The sequence below is a fragment of the Acidovorax sp. genome (assembly GCF_034519795.1).
In the GTDB taxonomy this organism is placed as follows: Bacteria; Pseudomonadota; Gammaproteobacteria; order Burkholderiales; family Burkholderiaceae_C; genus Acidovorax.
Window position 1 is genome coordinate 355,661 of record NZ_JAXHOB010000014.1, and the last position, 22,629, is coordinate 378,289.

A 22,629-nucleotide genomic window follows, 5' to 3' on the forward strand; every position below is an offset into this window, starting at 1 on the left:
GGCGTCAGATTCCGATGCTCTTGAAAGCGATGGCAAACAGCGCATCCACGATGATGACCATGGTGATGGAAGTGACCACCGAGGCCGTGGTGCCCTCGCCCAGGCTCTGGGTGTTGGGCTTGACGCGCAGACCCCAGTGGCAGCCGATGAGCGCAATGCAGGCGCCGAACACCACCGACTTGGTCATGGCCAGGGTGAGGTTGCCCACCTTCACGGCCGACGGCAGGGCCTGCACGAAATACGCAGGCGAGATGTCCATGGCCACGTCGGCCGCAAGCATGCCGCCGGCCAGCGCAGCCAGCGTGGTCCACACGCTGATCAGCGGCATGGCCAGCGCCAGCGCCAGCGTGCGCGGCATCACCAGCCGAAAGCCGTGGGGTATGCCCATGACGCGCATGGCATCGAGCTCTTCGGTCACGCGCATCACGCCGATCTGCGCGGTGATGGACGAGCCCGAACGGCCCGCCACCAGAATGGCGGCCAGCATGGGCCCGAGTTCGCGGATGAGGGAGATGCCCAGGATGTTGACGATGAACGACTCGGCGCCGAACTGGCGCAGCTGCAGCGACATCAGGTAGGCCAGCACCACACCGATCAGGAAGCCGACCAGCGCCGTGATGGGCAGCGCCGTGGCGCCCATGCGGTACAGGTGGCCCGACACGTCGCGCCAGGGGCCGCGCTGGGGCGCACGCGCCAGGCGCAGCAGGTCCAGCACCAGTTGCCCCACCATCTGCAGCATGTGGCGTGCATGGTCCACGCCATGCAGCACCAGCAGGCCCAGGTGGTCCACCTCCTTGGCCAGGCTCCAGGGCTCGGGCGGCGGCGGCTCGGCCACGGTGAACTCGGCCACGCGCTCCAGGATGTCGCGCTGGATGTCCGTGAGCGCCAGGCGCTCGGGCCAGGCGCGGCCCCAGTGGTTCCAGAGCAGTTGCGCGCCGACATGGTCCAGCCACTGCAGTTCGCGCAGGTCCCAGCCCAGCCCTGCCCCCCCTTGCTGCGCGTGGAGCTGGGCGGACAGGGCCTTCCATTGCCGGCGCGTGCCCAGTTCTGCGGCACCCCATCGGCCATGCAGCAGCACCCCCGGGCCCTCGGGGGTGTCGGTGCGGGCAATGCGCGGAGCTAGGTCGGTCATGAAACGGGCGGCGCAAGCCACCGGGAAGGGGGTAGGGGAAGCATGGTAGCGGAGCCGATGGCCCGCAGGTAGGACAAGCCCTTGCGTGCAAGCACGACACGGACCCGAATGCTTGCAATTATTATCAAATTGCGTGCAACCGCAACCGCTGCAAGCCATACCAGCTACAAAGTTGCTAGCAAGCCGCGTTTACCCCCTCGACACCACCAGCGCGGTCCGCACAATGGCGCCGACCCTTCCGATCCACCTGCGCCACCCCCTTGCCCACACCGTTATTCCCATGAGCGACACCACGTTTGACCACATCATCATTGGCGGCGGCACGGCGGGTGCCCTGCTGTGCAATCGCCTGAGCGCCGACGGCCGCCGCCGGGTGCTGCTCATCGAGGCGGGGCGCAAGGATGATTACCACTGGATACACATTCCCGTGGGCTATCTGTATTGCATCGGCAACCCGCGCACCGACTGGCTCTACAACACCGAGCCCGATGCGGGCCTGAACGGCCGCACCCTGCGCTACCCCCGCGGCAAGACGCTGGGCGGCTGCAGCAGCATCAACGGCATGATCTACATGCGTGGCCAGGCACGCGACTACGACCAGTGGGCCGACCTCACCGGGGATGCCAGCTGGCGCTGGGACAACGCCCTGCCCTACTTCCGCCGCCATGAGGACCACTGGCGCCTGGACCAGCCCGGCGAGGTGAACGAGAACTTCAAGCGCCTGCACGGCAACAAGTCCACCGGCAGCACGGGCGAGTGGCGCGTGGAAAAGCAGCGCCTGCGCTGGGATGTGCTGGACGCCTTTTCCAAGGCCGCGCAGCAGGCCGGCATCCCGGCCACCGAGGACTTCAACGGCGGCAGCAACGAGGGCGTGGGCTACTTCGAGGTCAACCAGAAGAGCGGCTGGCGCTGGAACACGGCCAAGGCCTTCCTGCGGCCCACCTGCTACGGCCGGCCCAACTTCGAAATGTGGACCAACGCGCATGCCACAGAGCTCCTCATCGAGACCCAGCCCGATGGCACGCGCCGCTGCACCGGTGTGAAGGTGTGGGATGGGCACGAGATGGTGACCGCCCACGCCACCGGCGAAGTGATCCTGAGTGCCGGGGCCATCAACTCGCCCCAGCTGCTGCAGCTGTCGGGCATCGGCCCGGCCGACCTGCTCCGACAGCACGGCATCGGCGTGGTGCAGGACCTGCCGGGCGTGGGCGCCAACCTGCAGGACCACCTACAGATCCGCGCAGTGTTCAAGGTCAACGGTGTGCCCACGCTCAACACCATGGCCAGTTCGCTCTGGGGCAAGGCCAAGATCGGCATGGAGTACGCGATGAAGCGCAGCGGGCCCATGAGCATGGCGCCCTCGCAACTCGGCGCCTTCACGCGCAGCGACCCCGGCCAGCCCTGGCCCAACATCGAGTACCACGTGCAGCCCCTGTCGCTCGACGCCTTCGGCGAGCCCCTGCACAGCTTCCCGGCCTTCACGGCCAGCGTCTGCAACCTCAACCCCACGAGCCGGGGCACGGTACAGATCAAGAGCGCGGACTTCCGGGCCGCGCCGGCCATCGCCCCCAACTACCTGAGCACGCCCGAAGACCGCCAGGTGGCCGCCGACAGCCTGCGCGTCACGCGCCGCATCGTCGCCCAGCCGGCCCTGGCCGCCTACCAGCCCGAGGAGTGGAAGCCGGGCGTGCAGTTCGAAAGCGACGAGGACCTGGCGCGTTTGGCGGGCGACATCGCCACCACCATCTTCCACCCCGTGGGCACGACGCGCATGGGCCGGGCCGACGACCCCATGGCCGTGCTCGATTCGCAGCTGCGCGTGCGCGGCATTGCCGGCCTGCGCGTGGTGGATGCGGGCGCCATGCCCACGATCACCAGTGGCAACACCAACTCGCCCACGCTGATGCTGGCCGAAAAGGCGGCCGAGTGGATCGTGGCGGCTCAAAAAGCGTGATGGCCGCCCGGCATCAACGGATACCGCCTACGTAGCGGGGCACCTCGACCACCGGAGCGGGCGCCAGGCGCTGGCGCACCGCCTGGCTGGCGGTCTCCAGCAAGGGGCGCCGTTGCGGCGCGGGGGCCGGTTCATGCACGGCGCGGTCAAGCCGGTCGGCCCATTCGGCCAGCTCGGGCAACCCGTCCTCCAGCGCATGCTGGCGTGCGAAGCGCACGATCTCCAGCGCGTACTCGGTGTTGACCGCCATCCACTCGGTATCGGTCACGCGGCCTGTCTTGCGGCGCAGCAGCACGTGCAGGTGTGCTGCGATGGCGAGTTTGTCGCTGTCCTGCATGGTGATGAACTCCTCAGAACGTTGGCGGGCCTACTGACCCAGGCGCTCCCGGTGCTGCGCAATATCCAGACCCACCTGCTCGCTTTGGTCGTCCACGCGCAGGCCGAGCACGAGGTTGGTGATCCACAGCAGCAGCGCCGTGCCCACCAGGCTGAAGGCCATCACTGCGCCCACGCCGATGGCCTGGGTCCACAGGCTGCCCGACACGCCGCCCACGCTGCGGCTGGCCAGCACGCCCGTGAGCAGCGAGCCCACGATGCCCCCAATGCCGTGCACACCGAAGACGTCCAGTGAATCATCGGCACGCAACAGGCGCTTGAGCCCCGTTGCACCCCAGTAGCAGGCCAGACCGGCCACCAGCCCGATGACCACGGCCGAGCGCAGGGTGACGAAGCCGGCGGCGGGCGTGATGGCCACCAGCCCGGCCACCAGGCCCGAGCACAGGCCCAGCAAGGAGGGGCGCCCGCGCATCACCGCCTCGCCCAGCATCCAGGACAGCGCCCCTGCGGCGGCGGCCACGTGGGTGACCGCCATGGCCAGGCCCGCCCGGCCGTCGGCCGCCACCGCCGAGCCCGCATTGAAGCCGAACCAGCCCACCCAGAGCATGCCCGCGCCCACCATGGTCAGTGCCAGGCTGTAGGGCTCGAAAGGTTCGCGCCCATAGCCGCTGCGCCGCCCGAGGAACCAGGCGCACACCAGGCCCGCCACACCGGCGTTCACGTGCACCACGGAGCCGCCGGCAAAGTCGAGCGCCCCCATCTGCGCCAGCCAGCCGCCCGGCTCCCAGACCCAGTGCGCCACGGGCGCATAGATGAACACCGTCCACAGGCTGATGAACAACAGCATGGCGGAAAAGCGCATGCGCTCGACGACGGCCCCCACCAGCAGCGCCGCCGTGATGATGGCGAAGGTCAGCTGGAACATGGCGTAGACCGATTCAGGGATGGCTGGCGCCACGTGGCTCACCGACAGCTTGCCCGCTGCCAGCTGGAAGTCGAAGCCGGCAAACCCCATGCGCTCGGTACCGCCCAGCCAGGCGCTGCCCGGGGTGAAGGCCCACGAGTAGCCGATGGCAAACCACAGCAGGCTCACCAGCGCGGCGATGGCGACCACGCTGGCCATGGTGTTGAGCACGTTCTTGCGGCGCACCATGCCGGCATAGAACAGGGCGATGCCCGGCAGCGTCATGAGCAGCACCAGGGCCGTGGAAGTCATCATCCAGGCGGTGTCGGCGGCATTGATGGCCTCCTTGGCCACCAGGCCGGGGCGCGTCAAGGGTGCGGGTGTCGGTGCGGCCAGGGCAGCCGAAGCAGCGGCTTCGGGAGCCGGGGCTTGCGCCCAGACCGTTGCGGTGCAGAGCCCGAGACACAAGGCCACGACCGTGACGAACCCATGGATGACTGCCCGCATGTGGAAGCTCCCTTTTCGCAATTTGTTACACGGCACGACGCACAAGGCATGCCAGGCAAAAAGCCCCATTTGGGGCGCGCAGGGCCGATCCCCGCCCGGTGCGCGCCCCCAATTGGGGGCGGGAAACCCCCAATGCACCAAGCGGGTGCCGCCGTTACAGTCATGTCACTCGAAAGCGCGCCCCGGTGTGCTGGACGAGGGGCCGAGGAGACATCCCTACAAGCACAACCGAACAAGCACCCAACGAGGTGCACCCCCTTTTCAGGCGCTGGCGATCCCAGCGCCTTTTTTATGGCCGCGGCGCAAGCGCTTTCGCTAGCAAAAGCGTAGCTGGTGGGGTGCGACAATCATGGGATGGAATGGATTTTCATTACCCTCGCCTCGCTGCTGGCCGGCTTTGTGGACGCCATCGTCGGGGGCGGCGGCCTGGTGATGGTGCCGGCCCTGTTCGCGGCGTTTCCCGTGGCGCAGCCCGCCACGCTGCTGGGCACCAACAAGGCGGCCGGCGTCTGGGGCACGGCCATGGCCACCTGGCAGTACAGCCGCCGCGTGCAGATGCGCTGGGGCGCCCTGCTGCCGGCCGCGGCGGCCGGCTTTGCCGGCTCATTCGCCGGGGCCTGGGCCGTCACCGTGGCATCGCCCGACTTCCTGCGCCGCCTGCTGCCGCTGGTGCTTCTGGGCGTGCTGGCCTATACCCTGGCGAAAAAGGACATGGGACGGCTCCACGTGCCGCGCTTTGCCGGGCCGTCGGAAATCGCCGCGGCGAGCCTGGTCGGCCTTGGCATCGGCTTCTATGACGGATTCTTCGGTCCGGGCACGGGCAGCTTCTTCGTCTTCCTGTTCGTGCGCTGGCTGGGCTATGACTTTCTCAACGCCTCGGCTTCGGCCAAGCTGCTGAACACAGCCACCAACGTGGCGGCCATCGCCCTGTTTGCCGCCAAGGGCCATGTCTGGTGGCACTTCGCGGTGACGCTGGCTGTGGCCAACGTGGTGGGGAGCCTGATCGGCACGCACATGGCGCTCAAGCACGGCACGGGCTTCGTGCGCGGCATCTTCATCATGGTGGTGGGTGCGCTGATCCTCAAGACGGGTTACGACGCCTTCCTGAAATAGCGCGCGGGTTAGCACGCTCAGCATTTGCTGAAAAGAGGGTTCGGGAGCACCCTCTAAACCTGTTGCGAATTGGCATACAACGTGCGTCCGTTGCTTTCGTGCATTGGCACAGCAAAATCGCACTTCCCTATAATCGTGTCGGTTTCGTGACGGCAGCCATCGCCATCCGCGATGATGTGCGCACATGCCCCAGCCTCCGGCCTGCCTATCCGCATGCCGGTTTTTTTGTACCTGAAATATCCCGGACAGGACCCATCCCATGCAATTGTTCAAGGCCGTCGTCACCGCACTCGCTCTGTGCACCGCATTTGCCACCCAAGCCCGTACGCTGGACGAGGTGAAGAAGGGCGGCAAGATCCTTGTCGCCACGGAAGGACAGTTCGCACCATTCAATTACTTCAAGGGCACCAAGCTGACTGGCTTCGAAGTGGAAGTGGCGGAACTCGTGGCCAAGAAGATGGGCCTGGCCATCGAGTGGAAAACCTTGGGCTTCGACGCCCTGCTCACCGGCCTGGGCCAGAACCGCTGGGATGTGGTCATAGCCTCCCACGGCGTGACCGAAGAGCGCGCCAAGGCGGTGACCTTCACCGCGCCCCACTACTGCTCGGGCGGCATGATCATCGCCCTGGACCCGGCCATCAAGAGCGCCAAGGACCTGGCTGGCAAGGTGGTTGCCGTGCAGACGGGTACCAGCTACCTGGAAAACGTGCAGAAGCTCTCGACCATCAAGGAAATGAAGAATTTCCCCACCGATGTGGACGCCCGCAGCGCCCTGAGCTCGCGCCGCGTGGACGCCTGGGTGACCGACCGCTTCGTGGCCAAGGAAGTGGTGGAGAAGAACCCGGGTGCCGGCCTCAAGCTCGGCGAAATGCTGTTCATCGAACGCATTGCCGCCGCCGTTGCCAAGGACAACAGCTCACTGGCTGCCGCCTGGAACAAGGCCCTGGGTGAAGTCATGGCCGATGGCAGCTATGCAACGGTTTCCAAGAAGTACTTCAAAGAAGACGTTCGCTGCCCGAACTGAGCCCCCTCTTGTTCTGACCCGGGGTTCTCATGCTTACAGCCTTTTGGCCCGCGCGCTGGACTCGCCAGCAGCGCAGCAACGCCACGCTCATCTGTGCCGTCGTCCTGATGGTGGTGGCGCTGGCGCTGCTGGGCCAGTTGCTCTCGTTCCTGCCCGAGCCTATCGGCTCCAACGCCCAGGCCTTCTCTGACGGTGCCCGCACCACCCTGTGGCTGACGCTGATCAGCGGCAGCCTGGGCCTGGTGCTGGGCACCGGCGCAGCACTGGCGCGCACCTCGCGCTGGACTGTCGTGCGCTGGGTGGCACGCTTTTACATCTGGGTCATCCGCGGCACTCCGCTCCTGGTGCAGATCCTGTTTGTGTACTTTGCGCTGCCGGTGCTGGTGCCGGGCCTGAACCTGCCCGACTTCGCCTCTGCAGTGCTGGCCCTGGGCCTGAACGTGGGTGCCTACAACTCCGAAGCCATCCGCGCCGGATTGCTGGCCGTGCCGCGCGGTCAGACCGAGGCGGCCAGGGCTCTGGGCCTGGGGCGCACCCATGTGTTCATGGACGTGGTGTTCCCGCAGGCCTTCAAGATCTCGCTGCCACCGCTGGTGAGCAACTTCGTGGCGCTGCTCAAGGACTCGTCGCTGGCCTATGCCATCGGCGTGGTGGAACTGACCAACGTGGGCAACCGCATCCAGTCGGCCACGTTCCAGCCCATTGCCACACTTTCGACCGTGGCCATCACCTACCTGCTGCTCACCACGCTGGTGACACAGATCTCGAACGCCATCGAATACCGCTTCGATGTCGAGGGGCGCAACCAATGAGCCAGCCCAAACCCTTCATCGTGGCGAGCCGCGTATGCAAGTCGTTCGGTTCCCACCAGGTGCTGCGGGATGTGTCCACGGTGTTCAATACCGGGGAAGTCACCGTGATCATCGGGGCATCCGGTTCCGGCAAGAGCACATTGCTGCGCGCCATCAACCGGCTGGAGCCCCACGACTCGGGTCGCATCACCATCGACGGACTGGAAGTGACCGACGACGCCGCCACGCTGCAACGCCAGCGCAGCGAGGTCGGCATGGTGTTCCAGCAGTTCAATCTGTTCGGCCACATGAGCGTGCTGGACAACGTGACGCTGGCGCCGCGCCGCATCCGCCGCACGCCGCGCGCCCAGGCCAACGAGCAGGCCATGGCCCTGCTGCGCCGCGTGGGCATGCAGGACCATGCGCACAAGTATCCCTGGCAGCTGTCGGGCGGACAGCAGCAGCGCGTGGCCATCGCGCGCGCGCTGGCCATGCAGCCCAAGGTGATGCTGTTCGACGAACCCACGTCGGCCCTGGACCCGGAAATGGTGCAGGAGGTGCTCGACGTGATGCGTGAGCTGGCCCGTGGCGGCATGACCATGATCGTGGTGACCCACGAGATGGGATTTGCGCGCGAGGTGTCCGACCGCGTCATGTTCTTCGACCAGGGCTGCATCGCCCACGACGCCCCGCCTGCCGAGTTCTTCAGCAACCCCGCCAACGACCGCATCCGCGCCTTCATCGGCCGCATGAGCGCCTGATCCACGCAGCCTGCCGGGTCCATGGGCATGGCCCTGGACAGGCAGTGCCCTGCGGCTGACCGAATCCCGATCCCATGCGCACTGAACGTTTCGGCCTGCTGGCCCTGTTGGTCGTGACCATGGTGTGGGGCACCACCTTCCCTGCCATGAAGCTGCTGTCCGCCCAGCTCGATGCGCTGCAGATCATCTGGCTGCGCTTCGTGATCGCCCTGGCGGTGCTCGCGCCGCTGTGGCGCGGCATGCTGCGCCATGAGCGCCGCTGGGGCTGCGCGCTGGGCCTGCTGCTGTTCCTCGCGTTCTGGCTGCAGATCGAAGGGCTTGCACGCACCAGCAGCAACCGCAATGCCTTCGTGACCGGCCTGAACGTGCTGATGGTGCCGCTGATCGCGATGGTGCTGATGGGCCGGCGCTACGGCTGGCGCCTGTGGGCCGCCTGCGCCATGGCCTGCGCGGGCATGGCGCTGATGTTCCACGAGAACGAACCCTGGAACCTGGGCGATACGCTGACGCTGGCCAGCACCGTGTTCTATGCCCTGTACATCCTGGCGCTGGAGGAATGCGCCCGGCGCACCGCGGCCCACCCGCTGCGTGCCACGCGCATGGCGGCGGCGCAGGCCCTGGTGATGGCGCTGGCCTCCACGCTGTTGCTGCTCGCGCGCGGCGGCGGCATGGACTGGCTGCCCCTGGCCGCCGGCCGCCTGCCCGCCGATGCCTGGGTGGCCGTGGTCTACCTGGGCCTGCTGGCCAGCGTGGTGGTGGTCACCCTGCAGGCCTGGGGCCAGCAGCGCGTGGACGCCATGCGCAGCGCCATCGTCTTCGGGTTGGAGCCCGTGTTCGCCGCGCTCACGGCCTGGGCCCTGCTGGGCGAGCGGCTCGGCTGGGCGGGATTGTGCGGCGCGACCTTGATCGTCGCTGCGCTGGTGTTCAGCCAGCTAGCGCCGCCGGTACGGGGCGCCAAGGCCTGACGAGGCTCAAGGTGCCGCCGGGCTGACGGGCACATCGGCCGCCAGGCGCGGCTTGCCAATGGGTGCCGCAGCAAGGCCCTTGCGCACGGCGGCCAGGTCCTCCTCGTTCGGGTACTCGCCCTGCAGCCAGTAGTCGAACACGCGCCGGGCGATGGGTCCTGCAGCCGCCGCACCGAAGCCGGCGTTCTCCACGATGACGGCCAGGGCGATCGTGGGCTCCTCCGCCGGCGCGAAGGCCGCGAACAGCGAGTGGTCGCGCTGGTGCTCCTCGAGCAGCTTGGCGTTGTAGCGCACGTTCTGGCCCAGGCTCATGGCCTGTGCAGTCCCGGTCTTACCGGCGGAGGTGTAGGGCGCGCCGGCAAAGATGCGCGTGCCCGTACCGCCCTTGTTCACAGCCACCAGCGCATTGCGCACGACCTCCACGTTCTTGGGCAGGTAGCCGAGGTCCTCGCCCGGGGGTTGCACCACCGGCGTCACCGTGCCGGTCACCGTGTCGCGAACGGCCTTGATGAGGTGGGGCGCGTAGCGCGTGCCGCCATTGGCCAGTATGGCCTCGGCCTGCGCCAGCTGGAGCATGGTGAAGTTGTTGTAGCCCTGGCCGATGCCCAGGGACACCGTCTCGCCGGGGTACCAGCGCTTCATCTCGGGGCGCTTGTAGGCATTGCGCTTCCAGGTGGTGCTGGGCAGCACGCCGCGCACCTCGCCGTTGAGATCGATCCCCGTGGTCTGGCCCAGGCCCAGCGGCTTCATGAAATCATGGATGGCGTCGACCCCCATCTCCACGGCCAGCGAGTAGAAGTAGGTGTTGCTCGAGAACTGGATGGCGCGGTGCATGTCCACCCCGCCCAGGCCGCCTTCGTGGCTGCGGAAGGTGTGGCCGCCAAAGGTGTAGAAACCCGGGTCGTTGACCACCATGCTCGGCGAACGCTTGCCCAGCTGCAGTGCGGCCAGCGCCATGAAGGGCTTGTAGGTCGAGCCCGGAGGGTAGGTGCCGCGCAGGGCGCGGTTGAGCAGCGGCTTGTCGATGGATTCGTTGAGCGTCTGCCAGCTCTCGCTGTCGATGCCTTCCACAAAGAGGTTGGGGTCGAACGTGGGCTTGCTCACCAGCGCCAGCACCTCGCCGTTGCGCGGGTCGATGGCCACCAGCGCGCCGCGCCGGTCGCCGAACATGTCCTCCACCAGCTTTTGCAGCTTGATGTCCAGCGACAGCATCACCGTGTTGCCCGGTGTCGCCGGGTGGCTGGCCAGGCGGCGCACGGCATGCCCGCCGGCCGAGGTCTCCATGCGCTCCACGCCGGTCAGTCCGTGCAACATGCCCTCGAAGCTCTGCTCCACGCCGAGCTTGCCGATGTACTCGGTACCGCGGTAGTTGGCCTCGTCCTCCGAATCCTGGATGCGCGCCTTCTCCGTCTGGTTGATGCGGCCGATGTAGCCGATGGCATGGGCGCCCACCTCACCCAGGGGGTAGTTGCGAAACAGCCGGGCCTTGATGTCCACGCCGGGGAAGCGGTAGCGCTGCGCGGAAAAGCGCGCCACCTCCTGGTCGCTCAGGCGCGTGCGGATCGGCAGGGATTCGAAGTTGCGCGACTCCTCCAGCAGGCGCTTGAAGCGCCGCCGGTCGCGTTGCTGGATGTCCACCACCTTGGACAGGGCCTCGATGGTCTCCTCCAGGCTGGCCACGCGCGATGGCGTGATCTCCAGCGTGTAGGCCGCATAGTTGGTGGCCAGCACCACGCCGTTGCGGTCCAGGATCTGGCCGCGGTTGGGCACGATGGGCACCACGGCCGTGCGGTTGCTTTCGGCCTGTGCAGCCAGATCGTCGTGGCGCACCACCTGCAGGTACACCAGGCGTGAGACCAGCAGGCCGAAGGCCAGCAGCACCACGAAGGCAACGGTGAAGATGCGCGCGCGAAAACGCGAGGAATCCGCTTCGGCGTTGCGCAGTTCAGTCATGTTGCGCTCTCCCCACCGCCGTGCGGCAGGCGCAAGCAGCTCGCTGGAGGTTCCACACCGGCCTCATAGCGGGCGATTCTGGTCGCGGTCGGGCGGGCGGCGCTGCGGCGCCAGCAGCACCCAGCTGGCCAGGGGCCAGAGCAGCGCCTCCAGCACCGGCGCCACGAAGACCCACAGGCCGGGGAAGATGCCGCCCGACACCACGCGCACCAGCAACTCGATGGAATGCGCGATCAGGAACAGCGGCAGCACCTGCAGCGCCTGCGAGGGCACGCTGAACCACAGCAGGCGCCGGTGGATGGCGATGGCGCCGAAGGCCAGCACCGCGTAGGACAGCGCATGCTGGCCCAGCAGTGCGGACTGCTGCACATCCATGCACAGGCCCAGCAGGAAAGCCGTGCCCATGCCGATGCGCAGCGGCTGGTGCACGCTCCAGAACACGATCAGCAGCATCAGCAGGTCGGGCGTCCAGACCACGCGCCCCAGGGGCAGCATGTTGATGGCCAGCCCCACTGCGAGGCTGGCGGCGATGAAGACCGGATTGACGGGCAGCAGCAGCGGCTGGCCACGCGGCATGATCATTTGTGGCGCCCCTTCTTGCCCGCGGTGGGCGCCGGTGCCGGCTCGGGCCGCTCCGGGATATGGCCTGCCAGCGGCTTGAGCAGCATCACATGGCGTGCGCCCTGCACCTGGGCCAGCGGTTCGCAGTAGATGCGCGCAAAGGCCGAGTCGGCCCGGCGCTCCACGCGCACGACCTTGGCCACGGGCAGGCCCGAGGGGTACAGCCCGTCGACGCCGCTGGTGGTCAGCAGGTCGCCTTCGCGCACGTCGGCGTTGGCGGGCATGAAGCGCAGCTCCATGCCACCGCTGTTGCCCGCCACCGGATCGCCGTAGGCTACGCCGCGCGCACCGGTGCGGATGTTGAGCACGGGAATGGCCTGGTCGCGGTCGATCAGCAGCGTCACCTCGGCGAGCAACGGGAACACCCGCGTGACCTGGCCCAGCACGCCGGCCTCGTCGAGCACGGGCGAGCCGAGCTCCACGCCGGCCATGTGGCCCTTGTCCACCACCACGCGGCGGGTGTAGGGGTCGGCGGTGTCGTAGATGACTTCGGCCGCCTGGGCCGGCGTGTCCAGCCGCTCGCGCAGCGTGAGCAGCTTGCGCAGGCGCTCGTTTTCCAGCAGCAGTTGCTCGGCCTGGCTTGCGCGCTGCGACATCTGCGCCATCTTGCTGCGCGCGCTGTCGGCGTCCTGCTGCGCCGTCTGCAGGTTCTGGAAGTAGCCGGCACCGCGCCCGGCGAACTCCACCGGCTGCAGCATGAGCCACTGCACGGGGTAGAGCACGGTGGACACGGCCTGGCGGAACGGGCCGGTCAGCTTGAAGCGCACGTCCGCCACCATGAGGAACAGGGCCAGCGCGCTGTACAGCGCCAGCCGGGACAAGGCCGAAGGGCCCTGCTTGAAGAAGGGAGGCGCACTGCGCTCCAGGGTTCCCAGGGGCATGGCGCTCAACGTCGGATCTGCAACGCGTGCGAACACGGCGGCCAGGGGCACGGCTCAAAAAGCATCGGTGCGGTTGCGGTCATGCCATTTCAGCGCGATGGGTGCCTGCGCAGCGCGCAGGCACGGGGAACTTACTCGCTTGTAAAGATGCTGCCCTGGCGGTCCATGCGTTCCAGCGCAATGCCGCAGCCGCGCACCACACAGGTCAGCGGGTCTTCGGCCACCAGCACCGGCAGGCCGGTTTCCTCGGCCAGCAGGCGATCGAGGTCGCGCAGCAGCGCGCCGCCGCCGGTCAGCATCATGCCGCGGTCGGCAATGTCGGCACCGAGTTCGGGCGGGGTCTGTTCCAGGGCGTTCTTGACGGCCGAGACGATCTGGTTGAGCGGATCGGTCAGCGCCTCCAGCACTTCGTTGCTGGAGATGGTGAAGCTGCGCGGCACGCCTTCGCTGAGGTTGCGGCCCTTGACTTCCATCTCGCGCACTTCGGAGCCGGGGAAGGCCGAACCGATGTTCTTCTTGATGGATTCGGCCGTGGGCTCACCGATCAGCATGCCGTAGTTGCGGCGGATGTAGCTGATGATGGCTTCGTCGAACTTGTCGCCGCCCACGCGCACACTGCCCTTGTAGACCATGCCGCCCAGCGAGATCACGCCCACCTCGGTGGTGCCGCCGCCGATGTCCACGACCATCGAGCCACTGGCCTCGGAGACCGGCAGCCCGGCGCCGATGCCGGCAGCCATGGGCTCCTCGATCAGGTAGACGGCGGTGGCGCCGGCGGCTTCAGCCGCGTCCTTGATGGCGCGGCGCTCGACCTGGGTGGAACCGCAGGGCACGCAGATGATGATGCGCGGGCTGGGGGTGAACAGCGTGCGCGGGTGCACCATCTTGATGAACTGCTTGATCATCTGCTCGGTGATCACGAAGTCGGCGATCACGCCGTCCTTCATGGGCCGGATGGCTTCGATGTTGCCGGGCACCTTGCCCAGCATGGCCTTGGCTTCATGGCCTACGGCCTGGATGACTTTCTTTCCGTGGGGTCCACCTTCGTGGCGGATGGCGACGACAGAGGGCTCATCGAGCACAATGCCTTTGTCGCGGGCGAATATCAGGGTGTTGGCTGTGCCAAGATCAATGGCAAGGTCGGTGGAGAAGTACCGACGGAAAGCTCCGAACATTCAAGAATCCTCTCAGGCATGGCGTGCGCATCGGCCTGCCATCGCCGGGTTTACGGGGTCAAATTTCGCTTTTTTCGCACAATGACCGGCATGAGGGAGGGTATTGCGGCAAAGCCGGGATAATACCCTATCCCCTGTGAATAACTCCCCTGGCCTCCCCCCCCATTTCAGCTTTACATCTGGTTTCTCCCGAATTTTTTCCCTATGGCACTGACATCCCTGGACATCGGTCGAATCGCCAACCTGGCACGACTGGAACTGAGCGCGAGCGAAAGTGAGCGCATGCTCACACAACTCAACGGCTTTTTCGACATCGTGGAGCAGATGCGCGCTGTGGATACCGGGGACTTGACCCCCCTGGCCCACCCCGTGGCAGCCATCCGGGAAGTCGCCCTGCGCCTGCGCGACGACGTGGCCAGCGAACCGAACCAGCGCGAAGCCAACCAGCGCAGTGCCCCTGCGGTGGAGCGTGGCCTGTTCCTCGTGCCCAAAGTGATCGAGTGAGGCAGGCATGAACAAGCAAATAACAGACCTGCACGACCTGACGGTCACCGCCCTGGCCACCCAACTGCGCGAGCGCCAGGTGTCCGCCGTGGAGGCGGCCCAGCATTTCCTGGCGCGCGCCAAGAGCCACCAGTCGCTGGGCGCCTATGTGGCGGTCAATGAAGACGTCACGCTGGCCCAGGCACGCGCGGCCGATGCGCGCATCGCCGCGGGCATGGCAGGCACGCTCGAAGGCGTGCCCCTGGCGCACAAGGACATTTTCGTCACGCGCGACTTCCCCAGCACCGCCGGCTCGAAAATGCTGGCGGGCTACCAGTCGCCCTTTGACGCCACCGTGGTGCGCAAGCTGGCCGAGGCCGGCGCCGTGACCCTGGGCAAGCTCAACTGCGACGAGTTCGCCATGGGCTCGGCCAACGAGAACTCGGCCGTGGTCCCCGTCGGCTTCGACGCGCCCGCCCCGGTGCGCAATCCCTGGGACACCGCGCGCATCCCCGGCGGCTCCTCGGGCGGCAGCGCGGTGGCCGTGGCCGCGCGCCTGGCGCCGGCCGTGACCGGCACCGACACCGGCGGCTCCATCCGCCAGCCGGCCTCGTTCTGCGGCATCACCGGCATCAAGCCCACCTACGGCCGCGCCTCGCGCTACGGCATGATCGCCTTCGCCTCGAGCCTCGACCAGGCCGGCCCCATGGCCCGCACGGCCGAGGACTGCGCGCTGCTGCTGTCGACCATGTGCGGCCCCGACCTGGACCGCGACTCGACCTCGATCGACATGCCGGCCGAGGACTTCGGCCGCTCGCTGAACGACTCCATCGACGGCCTGCGCATCGGCATCCCGGCCGAATTCTTCGGCGCGGGCCTGGCGCCCGACGTGCGCGCCGCCGTGGACGGCGCGCTCAAGGAATACGAGAAGCTCGGCGCCAAGCTGGTGCCCATCAGCCTGCCGCGTACGGAGCTGTCGATCCCGGTGTACTACATCATCGCGCCGGCCGAGGCCTCGTCCAACCTGAGCCGCTTCGACGGCGTGAAGTTCGGCCACCGCGCCAAGGACTACACCGACCTGGTGGACATGTACAAGAAGACCCGCGCCGAAGGCTTTGGCGACGAGGTCAAGCGCCGCATCATGATCGGCGCCTACGTGCTCTCGCATGGCTACTATGACGCCTACTACCTCAAGGCGCAGAAGATCCGCCGCATGATCGCCGATGACTTCCAGCAGGCCTTCACGCAGTGCGACGTGATCGCCGGCCCGGTGGCCCCCACCGTGGCCTGGAAGCTCGGCGAGCATGGCGCCGACCCGCTGGCCGACTACCTGGCCGACATCTTCACCCTGCCCGGCTCGCTAGCCGGCCTGCCCGGCATGAGCGTGCCCGCAGGCTTTGGCGAAGGCGGCATGCCCGTGGGCCTGCAGCTCATCGGCAACTACTTCCAGGAAGCGCGCCTGCTCAACGCAGCGCACCGGCTGCAGCAGGCCACCGACTTTCACCTCCGCCAACCCGGAGGTCTGTGACATGACGACGACGACAGCAAGCAAATTGATCCACGGCTACGAGGTCGTGATCGGCTTCGAAACCCACACCCAGCTCGCCACACAGAGCAAGATCTTCAGCCGTGCAGCCACGGCCTTCGGCGCCGAGCCCAACACCCAGGCCTGCGCCGTGGACCTGGCCCTGCCCGGCACGCTGCCGGTGATGAACCGTGCGGCCGTGGAATGCGCCATAAAGCTCGGCCTGGCGCTGGGCTCGCACATCGCGCCCGAGAGCATCTTCGCGCGCAAAAACTACTTCTACCCCGACCTGCCCAAGGGCTATCAGATCAGCCAGTTCGAGATCCCGGTGGTACAGGGTGGCGAGGTGCAGTTCTTCCTGGGCGACGAGAAGAAGACCGTGCGCCTGGTGCGCGCCCACCTCGAAGAGGACGCGGGCAAGTCGCTGCACGAGGACTTCATCGGCCAGAGCGGCATCGACCTGAACCGCGCCGGCACGCCGCTGCTGGAAATCGTGACCGAGCCCGACATGCGCTCCAGCGAAGAGGCCGTGGCCTACGCGCGCGAGCTGCACAAGATCGTGACCTGGATCGGCATCTGCGACGGCAACATGCAGGAGGGCTCGTTCCGCTGCGATGCCAACGTCTCGGTGCGCAGGCCCGGCGGCCCGCTGGGCACGCGCCGCGAGATCAAGAACCTGAACAGCTTCAAGTTCATGCAGCAGGCCATCGACTACGAGATCCGCTGGCAGATCGAGGAAATCGAAGATGGACGCGAGATCCAGCAGGCCACGGTGCTGTTCGACCCCGATACGGGCGAGACGCGCGCCATGCGCACCAAGGAAGACGCGGCCGACTACCGCTACTTCCCCGACCCGGACCTGCCACCGCTGCAGATCTCGCGCGAGTGGGTGGACGAGCAGCGCGCCCTCATGACCGAGCTGCCGCGCGCCATGGCCGCGCGCTTCGTGGCCGACTATGGCCTGCCCGAGTACGACGCGACCACCCTGACCCAGAGCAAGGCCATGGCGGCCTACTTCGAGGCCGCGGCCCAGGCCAGCAAGCAGCCCAAGCTGGCCAGCAACTGGATCATGGGCGAGGTCTCGCGCCGCCTGAACGCGGGCGACTTGGCGCTCGACGCATCGCCCGTATCGGCCGCCCAGCTGGGCGCGCTGATCGGCCGCATCGCCGACGGCACGGTGTCCAACAACGCCGCCAAGCAGGTGTTCGAAGCACTGTGGACCGGTGAATCCAGCGACGTGGACGCCGTCATCGAGGCCAAGGGCCTCAAGCAGATGAACGACACGGGTGCGCTGGAGGGCATCATCGACGAGGTGATCGCCGCCAATGCCGACAACGTGGCCCAGTTCCGCGCCGGCAAGGACAAGGCCTTCAACGCACTGGTGGGTCAGATCATGAAGGCGAGCAAGGGCAAGGCCAACCCGCAACAGGTCAACGACCTGCTGCGCGCAAAGCTGTCAGGCTGACACGGTCCTGCAGGCACCTTCCACCCCCTGGAAGGTGTTTGCCGCAGGCTTCCCCGTCGAGAGGTCGCGGTTCAGCGTGAACCGCCGGCCGATGCCGGGGTGGCAGCGCCGGGCACTGCAACGCCCCGCTGCTCATCCCAGAGCCTGCGCAGGTGCGCCAGTTCCGCATCGAAGCGCTGGTGCACCCGGCGCTTCTCGTCGCCTTGGCCGGCGATGAAGCGCTGCTGCTCGGCAATGCTGTCTTCGTTCTCGGCGATCCGCGTGCGCAGCACCATCGGCGCCTTGCTGGGGTCCTTCTTGTAGAACTCCATCTCGGTGTCCATGGTCTTGCGCTGCTGGCGCAACTCGACAATGCGCTTTTCTGCCGTGGCGGCCACGTCATCGACCATCTGGATGGCGGCCTTGCGCTCCACGTCGTGGGCTGCCTTGTCGGGGTAGCGCGCCGTCAATGCCCGCTCGCGGCGGCGCTCGTCCAGGGCCCGGGCACGCTCCTCGGCCTCCTTGCGCTGGCGCGCCTCGACCACCGCACGCTCCTGCTCGGAGAGCACAGGGCCCAAATGGCGCCGCACCATGCCCGAAGGGGCGAGCTCACGCTGCTCGCGGTCCGCACATTCGGCAATTGGCCGGTCCGCCGTGAGCCTGCGCCCGTTGCGGTCCACGCAGGTATAGATGCTGCCCACCGGTCCCGTCTGCTGCGCCCACGCGGACGCCGTGGCCAGGCCTGCCAATGCCAACTCGCCAATGAGCCACGCCGTCTTGTGCAACTGGTTACCCTTCGTTCACCCCATACCGCTCGCGGTAGGCCGAAACCCGTTCGTGATGGGCGCGCATCTCCGCCCCCCCTGTTTGCGATAGGTACAGCAATAAGTCTGCCAGCCTGGCGATAGTACAAACCTTCATGCCCAGCTGCTGGCGCACATACTGCACTGCACTGTGCTCCACGTCCAGTCCATTTTCGGTGGCTTTCTCCTGCCGGTCCAGCGCAATGGCCACCGCATGGGGGGTGGCGCCTGCCGCCTGGATGAGGGCGATCGACTCGCGCGCTGCGGTGCCGGCCGACATCACGTCGTCCACGATCAGCACCCGGCCCTGGAGCGGCGCCCCTACCAGCGTGCCACCTTCGCCATGGTCCTTGGCTTCCTTGCGGTTGTAGGCGAAGGGCACGTTGCGCCCCTGGCGCGCCAGCTCCACCGCCACGGTCGCAGCCAGCGGGATGCCCTTGTAGGCCGGCCCGAACACCATGTCGAACTCGATGCCGCTGGCGATCAGGGCTTTTGCATAGAATTCGGCCAGGCGCCCCATCTTGCTGCCGTCGTCGAACAGGCCGGCGTTGAAGAAATAGGGGCTCAGGCGCCCGGCCTTGGTCTTGAACTCCCCGAAGCGCAGCACGCCCGATTCGACGGCGAACCGTACAAAGTCCTGCGCCAGCTGGCCCTGATCCGGGCCCTGGCTACCTACATCTACCATGGGAAATTCCTTGTTCAATTTGACCAGCCTCAACCTCAATGGCATCCGTTCGGCGACCACCAAGGGGGTGGAAAGCTGGATGGCTGCCACACGGCCAGATTGTATTTGCGTGCAGGAAGTCAAGGCGCAGGCCGCCGACATCGCCACGCGCTTCGAGCGCCTGGCCGAGATGGACGGCCACTTCCACTACGCGCAGAAAAAGGGCTATTCGGGCGTGGGCATCTACACCCGCCACCTGCCCAGCGACGTCATCGTGGGCTACGGCTCGGCCGAATTCGACGCCGAAGGCCGCTACCTCGAGCTGCGCTTTGACACCCCCAAGCGCAAGCTGTCCATCATCAGCGCCTACTTCCCGAGCGGCTCGTCGGGGGAGGAGCGCCAGCTCGCCAAGTACCGCTTCCTCGCGGAATTCCACCCGCACCTCATGCAGCTCAAGCAGGGGCGCGAGCTCATCCTGTGCGGCGACATCAACATCGCGCACCAGCAGATCGACCTCAAGAACTGGCGCAGCAACCAAAAGAACAGCGGCTTCCTGCCCGAAGAGCGGGCCTGGATGACAAAGTTGTTGCACACAACTGATGAAGGCGGCGGCCTGATCGACGTTTACCGTCAGTTACAACCCACGGCCACCGAGACGGCCTACACATGGTGGAGCAACCGCGGGCAGGCCTATGCCAACAACGTGGGCTGGCGCCTGGACTACCACCTGGCCACCCCGGCGATGGCGGCGCTGGCACGCACCGAGACCATCTACAAGGACGTGAAGTTCTCGGACCACGCGCCGATCACCATCGGCTACGACTTCACGCTCTGATCCTGTTCAGCGCGGAAACCGCAGCTCGAACCGGATCGTGCCCGGCGCCGGGCACGAGGCCCGCACCTCGCCCCCATGCAGGTCCATGATGGCCTTCATGATCGCCAGGCCCAGCCCGCTGGACTCGGCGGGGCGGTGGTGCACGGCCTCGGCCCGGTAGAAGCGGTCGAACAGCCGCTCCATCTGCGCGGGCGGAATCGGCAGGCCCTGGTTCTCCACCACCATCGTCGACGCACCCTCCTCTTCGACGGCGGTCAGGCGCACCACGGTCCCGGGCGTGCCGTAGCGCACGGCATTGACCACCAGGTTGTGCAACGCGCGCAGGGCGAGCGGCGGGTTCACCTGCGCCATGCCACTGGCCTGCACGGAAAAGCGCAGGCCCGCTTCGTCGGCCGGGCCCTCGAAGTAGTCGGCAATGCGCTGCAGTTCGGCCGCCATGTCCATCGGCATGCGCTCGATCTGCAGCGTGGCATGGTCGGCCTGGGCGAGGAACAGGATGTCATCGACGATGCGGCGCAGGCGGTTCAATTCCTCCAGGTTGGATTCGAGCACCTGCTGGTATTCCTCGGGGCTGCGCGTGCGGTTAAGCGCCACCTGCGTCTGCCCGATCAAGGCACCGACCGGTGTGCGGATCTCGTGCGCCAGATCGGCAGAGAACTGCGACAGCCGGCCATAGCCGGTGGCGATGCGGTCCAGCATGGCATTGAACACCGCCACCATCTGCTGCAGCTCCAGCGGCGCATCGTGCTCGGGCAGGCGGATCGCCAGGTTGAGCGGTTCGATCAGCGAGGCCTGCGCCGCCACCCGGTGCAGGGGCCTGAGGCCATGGCGCAGCACCCAGTAGACCAGCAGCGAGCAGGCGAGCACGGCCAGGAAAGTGCTGAACAGCACCTGGTCGCGGCTGCGCCGGATCATCTGCATCTCGCTGACCAGGGCATGCCCCGCCAACACCTCGACCATCTGCCCATCGTGGCCCGAGCGGGCAGCGCCCGCGGCCCAATGCATGCGGGGTATGCCCGGTGCATCGCTGTGGCACACATCCCCCCGAGCCACTGCCCTGTCCAAGGCGGCGGGTACGGCGCACGCCGGCGGCGCCACCTGGCCTGGATTGACTTCGACCAGCGCAGCCGCGTCCGCGCGGCGCACCACAAAGACATCTCCTGAATTGCCCGACAAGGCCTCGAGCAGCATCGTCTGGTCGCGCAGCTCCTGCACGGTGCGCACACCGCCCAGCAGGCGGCGCAGCCGCTCCACCCGCATGACCAGCTGCTCGTCGGCGTGGGCGAGGATGGCGCTGCGCGCAGCGAAGAAGTAATTGCCCCCGAGCATGCCGGTGACCGACACCGCGATCAACCCGCACAGCAGGGTCACGCGAACCGCCAGCGAGCGGGGAAGCCAGCGCGCACCCGTCATTCTCCGCTCCCGGGCGGGTCCGAGGGCGGGTCGCCAAAGGAGTAGCCGACATTGCGCACGGTATGGATCAGCGGCCTGGCGAATGGCTTGTCGACCTTGGCACGCAGGCGCTTGACCGCGACGTCGACCACATTGGTGTCGCTGTCGAAGTTCATGTTCCAGACCTCGGAGGCGATCAGCGTTCTGGGCAACGCCTCGCCCTGCCGCTTCACCAGCAGGTGCAGCAGCAAGAACTCCTTGTTCGTCAGCGCGATCTCCGCGCCTTCGCGGGTGACCTTGCGCCGCAGCACATCCAGGCGCAGGCCGGCCACCTCGTACACGTCGGCTTCACGCGCAGGTCCGCGCCGCAGCAAGGTGCGTATGCGCAGCACCAGTTCGGTGAAGGAGAACGGCTTCACGAGGTAGTCGTCTGCCCCCAGCTCGAGTCCGCGGATGCGGTCGCTCAACTGGTCGCGCGCCGTGAGGAACAGCACGCGCATGTCGCCCTTCTCGCGCAACGCCGGCATGATCTGCCAACCATCGATGCCCGGCAGGCTCACGTCGAGCACCACCAGGTCGTAGGCCCCGCCCAGCGCCATCTGCAGACCGTCGGTGCCCGTGCGGGACAGGTCGACGCTGTAGCCGCTCTCGCGCAGGCCCTTCTTCAGGTAGTCGCCCGTCTTGGGGTCGTCCTCGATGACCAGGATCTTCATGCGGGTGATTCTGGGGCAAAGGCGCGCAGCGGGCGCTGGATGACAGCTTTGTCATGCACTTGTCACCCCCGCCCGTGGCGCGCAATCCTAGACTGCCCCTGTCAGCAAGAGCCCCACCCCCACGAGATCCTTTTCCATGCCCAATCCCCTCTCCCTCCTCGGCATCGCCCACACCGCCGTCAGCCTCGTGCCGCTGGGCGCGGCGCTCTACAGCTTTGCCCGCTTCGGCGGCATCGATCCAGGTAACCGCTCTGGCCGCGTGTACCTGGTCGGCCTGGTGCTCTCGGTGCTCACGGCCTTCGGCCTGTCAAGCACCGGTGGGTTCAACGCCGGGCATGCGCTGGGCATCCTGGCGCTGCTCGCGGTCTTCAGCGCCTGGCTGGCACCGAAACTCCCGTTCCTCGGACGGGCCAGTGCCTACCTGGCGACCTTGGGATGGTCGTTCAGTGTCTTCCTGCTGCTGGTGCCTGGCATCAACGAAACGCTGACGCGCCTGCCGCCCGCACAGCCGCTGGCATCCGGACCGGACTCGCCCCTGGTGCGCGGCGCGCTGCTCGCGTGGCTCGGGATCTTTGCCATCGGCTACGCAGCCCAGGCACTCATGCTGCGCGCGCGCCGACGGGCCGAAGCGGCGGCTCGCCGCTGAACGCTTG

The 22,629-nt window shown here is 67.2% G+C and carries 22 protein-coding genes; 11 read left to right on the forward strand and 11 right to left on the reverse strand.

Features of this window, described 5'->3' with window-relative positions:
• Positions 1 to 4: 4 nt before the first annotated feature.
• Positions 5 to 1,132, reverse strand: coding sequence for an ABC transporter permease (locus U5N23_RS18450; protein WP_322594194.1), 1,128 nt, complete (start codon positions 1,130 to 1,132; stop codon positions 5 to 7).
• A 280-nt stretch (positions 1,133 to 1,412) separates the two neighbouring features.
• Between U5N23_RS18450 and U5N23_RS18455 the strand changes: the two genes are divergently transcribed.
• On the forward strand, positions 1,413 to 3,086 hold the full coding sequence (locus U5N23_RS18455) for a GMC family oxidoreductase (RefSeq protein ID WP_322594195.1): 1,674 nt from the start codon (positions 1,413 to 1,415) through the stop codon (positions 3,084 to 3,086).
• A gap of 13 nt (positions 3,087 to 3,099) precedes the next feature.
• Here U5N23_RS18455 and U5N23_RS18460 read toward each other — a convergent pair whose 3' ends face one another.
• Positions 3,100 to 3,423: a hypothetical protein gene (locus tag U5N23_RS18460; RefSeq protein WP_322594196.1), complete on the reverse strand. Its 324-nt coding sequence runs from the start codon at positions 3,421 to 3,423 to the stop codon at positions 3,100 to 3,102.
• 30 nt (positions 3,424 to 3,453) lie between these two features.
• Complete coding sequence (locus tag U5N23_RS18465; RefSeq protein ID WP_322594197.1) at positions 3,454 to 4,833, reverse strand: ammonium transporter; 1,380 nt, start codon at positions 4,831 to 4,833, stop codon at positions 3,454 to 3,456.
• A 354-nt stretch (positions 4,834 to 5,187) separates the two neighbouring features.
• Here U5N23_RS18465 and U5N23_RS18470 point away from each other — a divergent pair, with 354 nt between their 5' ends.
• The 5 genes from U5N23_RS18470 to U5N23_RS18490 all read left to right on the forward strand — a co-directional run bounded on the left by U5N23_RS18470 (position 5,188) and on the right by U5N23_RS18490 (position 9,487).
• Entirely contained in the window at positions 5,188 to 5,946 is a 759-nt protein-coding gene (locus U5N23_RS18470; RefSeq protein WP_322594198.1) for a sulfite exporter TauE/SafE family protein, read from the forward strand.
• Between the two features lie 259 nt (positions 5,947 to 6,205).
• Entirely contained in the window at positions 6,206 to 6,970 is a 765-nt protein-coding gene (locus U5N23_RS18475; protein WP_322594199.1) for an ABC transporter substrate-binding protein, read from the forward strand.
• Positions 6,971 to 6,999: 29 nt separating this feature from the next.
• Positions 7,000 to 7,782, forward strand: a complete 783-nt coding sequence (locus tag U5N23_RS18480; RefSeq protein ID WP_322594200.1) for an amino acid ABC transporter permease — start codon at positions 7,000 to 7,002, stop codon at positions 7,780 to 7,782.
• On the forward strand, positions 7,779 to 8,522 hold the full coding sequence (locus U5N23_RS18485) for an amino acid ABC transporter ATP-binding protein (protein ID WP_322594201.1): 744 nt from the start codon (positions 7,779 to 7,781) through the stop codon (positions 8,520 to 8,522). The genes U5N23_RS18480 and U5N23_RS18485 overlap by 4 nt, the downstream gene beginning before the upstream one ends.
• Positions 8,523 to 8,596: 74 nt before the next feature.
• Positions 8,597 to 9,487, forward strand: coding sequence for a DMT family transporter (locus tag U5N23_RS18490; RefSeq protein ID WP_322594202.1), 891 nt, complete (start codon positions 8,597 to 8,599; stop codon positions 9,485 to 9,487).
• 6 nt (positions 9,488 to 9,493) lie between these two features.
• Here U5N23_RS18490 and mrdA read toward each other — a convergent pair whose 3' ends face one another.
• The 4 genes from mrdA to U5N23_RS18510 form a co-directional block, all read right to left on the reverse strand.
• Positions 9,494 to 11,440, reverse strand: a complete 1,947-nt coding sequence (gene mrdA, locus U5N23_RS18495; RefSeq protein WP_322594203.1) for a penicillin-binding protein 2 — start codon at positions 11,438 to 11,440, stop codon at positions 9,494 to 9,496.
• Positions 11,441 to 11,503: 63 nt separating this feature from the next.
• On the reverse strand, positions 11,504 to 12,022 hold the full coding sequence (mreD, locus tag U5N23_RS18500) for a rod shape-determining protein MreD (RefSeq protein ID WP_322594204.1): 519 nt from the start codon (positions 12,020 to 12,022) through the stop codon (positions 11,504 to 11,506).
• Positions 12,019 to 12,942, reverse strand: coding sequence for a rod shape-determining protein MreC (gene mreC, locus U5N23_RS18505; RefSeq protein WP_322594205.1), 924 nt, complete (start codon positions 12,940 to 12,942; stop codon positions 12,019 to 12,021). The genes mreD and mreC overlap by 4 nt, the downstream gene beginning before the upstream one ends.
• Positions 12,943 to 13,073: 131 nt before the next feature.
• Positions 13,074 to 14,117 carry a rod shape-determining protein gene (locus tag U5N23_RS18510; protein ID WP_007858125.1) on the reverse strand — a complete coding sequence of 348 codons (1,044 nt, stop codon included), beginning with the start codon at positions 14,115 to 14,117 and terminating at the stop codon, positions 13,074 to 13,076.
• A gap of 204 nt (positions 14,118 to 14,321) precedes the next feature.
• On the opposite strand from U5N23_RS18510, the gene gatC reads away from it, so the two are divergent.
• The 3 genes from gatC to gatB are packed head-to-tail and all read left to right on the forward strand — an operon-like array spanning position 14,322 to position 17,590.
• Entirely contained in the window at positions 14,322 to 14,621 is a 300-nt protein-coding gene (gene gatC / locus U5N23_RS18515; protein ID WP_322594206.1) for an Asp-tRNA(Asn)/Glu-tRNA(Gln) amidotransferase subunit GatC, read from the forward strand.
• A gap of 7 nt (positions 14,622 to 14,628) precedes the next feature.
• Positions 14,629 to 16,128: an Asp-tRNA(Asn)/Glu-tRNA(Gln) amidotransferase subunit GatA gene (gatA, locus tag U5N23_RS18520; RefSeq protein WP_322594207.1), complete on the forward strand. Its 1,500-nt coding sequence runs from the start codon at positions 14,629 to 14,631 to the stop codon at positions 16,126 to 16,128.
• A gap of 1 nt (position 16,129) precedes the next feature.
• Positions 16,130 to 17,590: an Asp-tRNA(Asn)/Glu-tRNA(Gln) amidotransferase subunit GatB gene (gene gatB, locus U5N23_RS18525; RefSeq protein WP_322594208.1), complete on the forward strand. Its 1,461-nt coding sequence runs from the start codon at positions 16,130 to 16,132 to the stop codon at positions 17,588 to 17,590.
• Between the two features lie 71 nt (positions 17,591 to 17,661).
• Here gatB and U5N23_RS18530 read toward each other — a convergent pair whose 3' ends face one another.
• Together U5N23_RS18530 and pyrE are read right to left on the reverse strand one after the other, a co-directional pair.
• Entirely contained in the window at positions 17,662 to 18,354 is a 693-nt protein-coding gene (locus U5N23_RS18530; RefSeq protein ID WP_322594209.1) for a DUF4124 domain-containing protein, read from the reverse strand.
• Between the two features lie 4 nt (positions 18,355 to 18,358).
• Positions 18,359 to 19,057, reverse strand: a complete 699-nt coding sequence (gene pyrE, locus U5N23_RS18535) for an orotate phosphoribosyltransferase (RefSeq protein WP_322594210.1) — start codon at positions 19,055 to 19,057, stop codon at positions 18,359 to 18,361.
• 10 nt (positions 19,058 to 19,067) lie between these two features.
• Here pyrE and U5N23_RS18540 point away from each other — a divergent pair, with 10 nt between their 5' ends.
• The gene (locus U5N23_RS18540) at positions 19,068 to 19,871 is read left to right on the forward strand and encodes an exodeoxyribonuclease III (protein WP_322594211.1); all 804 of its coding nucleotides are present in this window, start codon (positions 19,068 to 19,070) and stop codon (positions 19,869 to 19,871) included.
• Positions 19,872 to 19,877: 6 nt separating this feature from the next.
• Here U5N23_RS18540 and U5N23_RS18545 read toward each other — a convergent pair whose 3' ends face one another.
• Both U5N23_RS18545 and U5N23_RS18550 read right to left on the reverse strand, forming a co-directional pair.
• Positions 19,878 to 21,284: a heavy metal sensor histidine kinase gene (locus U5N23_RS18545; protein ID WP_322594212.1), complete on the reverse strand. Its 1,407-nt coding sequence runs from the start codon at positions 21,282 to 21,284 to the stop codon at positions 19,878 to 19,880.
• Positions 21,281 to 21,976: a heavy metal response regulator transcription factor gene (locus U5N23_RS18550; RefSeq protein ID WP_322594213.1), complete on the reverse strand. Its 696-nt coding sequence runs from the start codon at positions 21,974 to 21,976 to the stop codon at positions 21,281 to 21,283. Before U5N23_RS18550 ends, U5N23_RS18545 begins: the two co-directional genes overlap by 4 nt.
• 136 nt (positions 21,977 to 22,112) lie before the next feature.
• Here U5N23_RS18550 and U5N23_RS18555 point away from each other — a divergent pair, with 136 nt between their 5' ends.
• Complete coding sequence (locus tag U5N23_RS18555; protein WP_322594214.1) at positions 22,113 to 22,622, forward strand: hypothetical protein; 510 nt, start codon at positions 22,113 to 22,115, stop codon at positions 22,620 to 22,622.
• Positions 22,623 to 22,629: the final 7 nt, after the last annotated feature.

Coding starts and splice junctions, on each gene's coding strand:
- U5N23_RS18450 (WP_322594194.1), bottom strand. CDS start 1,132: ATGACCGACCTAGCTCCGCGCATTGCCCGCACCGACACCCCCGAGGGC.
- U5N23_RS18455 (WP_322594195.1), top strand. CDS start 1,413: ATGAGCGACACCACGTTTGACCACATCATCATTGGCGGCGGCACGGCG.
- U5N23_RS18460 (WP_322594196.1), bottom strand. CDS start 3,423: ATGCAGGACAGCGACAAACTCGCCATCGCAGCACACCTGCACGTGCTG.
- U5N23_RS18465 (WP_322594197.1), bottom strand. CDS start 4,833: ATGCGGGCAGTCATCCATGGGTTCGTCACGGTCGTGGCCTTGTGTCTC.
- U5N23_RS18470 (WP_322594198.1), top strand. CDS start 5,188: ATGGAATGGATTTTCATTACCCTCGCCTCGCTGCTGGCCGGCTTTGTG.
- U5N23_RS18475 (WP_322594199.1), top strand. CDS start 6,206: ATGCAATTGTTCAAGGCCGTCGTCACCGCACTCGCTCTGTGCACCGCA.
- U5N23_RS18480 (WP_322594200.1), top strand. CDS start 7,000: ATGCTTACAGCCTTTTGGCCCGCGCGCTGGACTCGCCAGCAGCGCAGC.
- U5N23_RS18485 (WP_322594201.1), top strand. CDS start 7,779: ATGAGCCAGCCCAAACCCTTCATCGTGGCGAGCCGCGTATGCAAGTCG.
- U5N23_RS18490 (WP_322594202.1), top strand. CDS start 8,597: ATGCGCACTGAACGTTTCGGCCTGCTGGCCCTGTTGGTCGTGACCATG.
- mrdA (WP_322594203.1), bottom strand. CDS start 11,440: ATGACTGAACTGCGCAACGCCGAAGCGGATTCCTCGCGTTTTCGCGCG.
- mreD (WP_322594204.1), bottom strand. CDS start 12,022: ATGATCATGCCGCGTGGCCAGCCGCTGCTGCTGCCCGTCAATCCGGTC.
- mreC (WP_322594205.1), bottom strand. CDS start 12,942: ATGCCCCTGGGAACCCTGGAGCGCAGTGCGCCTCCCTTCTTCAAGCAG.
- U5N23_RS18510 (WP_007858125.1), bottom strand. CDS start 14,117: ATGTTCGGAGCTTTCCGTCGGTACTTCTCCACCGACCTTGCCATTGAT.
- gatC (WP_322594206.1), top strand. CDS start 14,322: ATGGCACTGACATCCCTGGACATCGGTCGAATCGCCAACCTGGCACGA.
- gatA (WP_322594207.1), top strand. CDS start 14,629: ATGAACAAGCAAATAACAGACCTGCACGACCTGACGGTCACCGCCCTG.
- gatB (WP_322594208.1), top strand. CDS start 16,130: ATGACGACGACGACAGCAAGCAAATTGATCCACGGCTACGAGGTCGTG.
- pyrE (WP_322594210.1), bottom strand. CDS start 19,057: ATGGTAGATGTAGGTAGCCAGGGCCCGGATCAGGGCCAGCTGGCGCAG.
- U5N23_RS18545 (WP_322594212.1), bottom strand. CDS start 21,284: ATGACGGGTGCGCGCTGGCTTCCCCGCTCGCTGGCGGTTCGCGTGACC.
- U5N23_RS18550 (WP_322594213.1), bottom strand. CDS start 21,976: ATGAAGATCCTGGTCATCGAGGACGACCCCAAGACGGGCGACTACCTG.
- U5N23_RS18555 (WP_322594214.1), top strand. CDS start 22,113: ATGCCCAATCCCCTCTCCCTCCTCGGCATCGCCCACACCGCCGTCAGC.